1 protein-coding gene and 1 tRNA gene are annotated in these 1274 nt (G+C 58.1%); both read left to right on the top strand.

The features are described 5' to 3' along the window. The first annotated feature begins 334 nt into the window (after positions 1–334). Positions 335–408, top strand: a tRNA-Cys gene (locus tag ACDP63_RS24875). 94 nt (positions 409–502) lie between these two features. Beyond that, positions 503–1018, top strand: a complete 516-nt coding sequence (locus tag ACDP63_RS24870) for an Arm DNA-binding domain-containing protein (RefSeq protein ID WP_407672817.1) — start codon at positions 503–505, stop codon at positions 1016–1018. Positions 1019–1274: the final 256 nt, after the last annotated feature.

The raw sequence follows: 1274 nt of genomic DNA, 5'->3' as shown, positions 1-1274 counted from the left end.
TCCGTTCCCATTGCTCGTCTGTCAGCGTCCGCCTGCTCAAGATCGCCTCCGTTTTCGATCTTGAAACAGAACTCAGACAGTATGGGAATCCTTAAATGAAGGCACTACCTAGGCGCCCCCTTCGCGGGGGCGTGGATCGAAACTGGGTGGTGCCCGGCAAGGTCTCCGTCGCCGACGCGTCTGGACCTATGCCCGGCAGATCATCCGGGCGAGACAGGTCTGCGCCAAGCGATCCTGACCGTGGAACGGAACAGGACCAGAACAAGAAAGTGATAGCCGGAGTGATAACCCCCTTGACCCCATCAACCGAAAACCCTAGCAAACGCAAGGCTCCGGCGGGTTGGCGGAGAGGTTACGCAGCGGATTGCAAATCCGTGAAGACCGGTTCGATTCCGGTACCCGCCTCCATTCCCCACTTTTCGCTAGATTTCCCGTGACCTTCGCCAGAAGTGGTCATTGATTTCATTGAGAAAATAGACTGTAGGCCATCTTCTGCGGGAAGATGGACTGTAGCCACCCAACTTGTGTGGGTATCGAATGCGGGTATTCTCGGAACTACCGATACCCACAGTCACCCGCAGGACCGATTCAGATGCCCTTGACCGATGCAGCCTGTCGTGGCGCGAAGCCCGATCCCTCTGGAAAACCGCGGAAATTACCGGATGGCGGCGGGCTTCTCTTGTTCGTCTCGCCATCGGGCGGCAGGCTGTGGCGAATGCGCTATAGGTTCGAAGGCAAGGAAAAGGTGCTGTCATTCGGGGCATACCCGGATGTGAAGCTGGCCGATGCCCGCGCGCTACGCGCCAAACCGATCAGGATAAACCCCCTACGCAGAGTGGCGCGGGCCGGAACGCTGCAACCAAGCGCCGGAGTGAAGCGCGACACTCGCTGCATCTGGAAAATGCAATGCCTGATACTACATAAAGTAGGGGAACTTACTGATCGAGCGAGGTGTAGGCAGTGTCAGGCGATGATGAAAAGCCCAAGGGCGTCGACATTTCGCAGGTTGGCAAAGTGAACGCTGGCAACGATGATCAGTCGGAGCCTGTGCGCAGGATCGTTGACAGGACAGCACAACTGTCCGTGGGTGGACGCGCCTTGCAAGGGGCTTTGCGGGGTCTTGGTGGTGTGAGCGCGCTTGCAGAGGCCGCGCGGGCTGCAAGTTCCGTGACTGAGGTGGTGCCGGTTTCTGAGACAGGGGCATAAGGTGGATCGACCGATGAAAAGGACGATCCAGCATGAAGACACGCAGACGGTTTACGGCCGAGTTCAAG

The sequence above is a fragment of the Paracoccus sp. P2 genome, assembly GCF_046335115.1.
GTDB lineage: Bacteria > Pseudomonadota > Alphaproteobacteria > Rhodobacterales > Rhodobacteraceae > Paracoccus > Paracoccus pantotrophus.
This window is presented reverse-complemented; position numbering and strand designations above follow the sequence as displayed.

Excerpts from the sequence above, each read along its gene's own strand:
- ACDP63_RS24870 (WP_407672817.1), top strand. The coding sequence starts at position 503 with ATGGACTGTAGCCACCCAACTTGTGTGGGTATCGAATGCGGGTATTCT.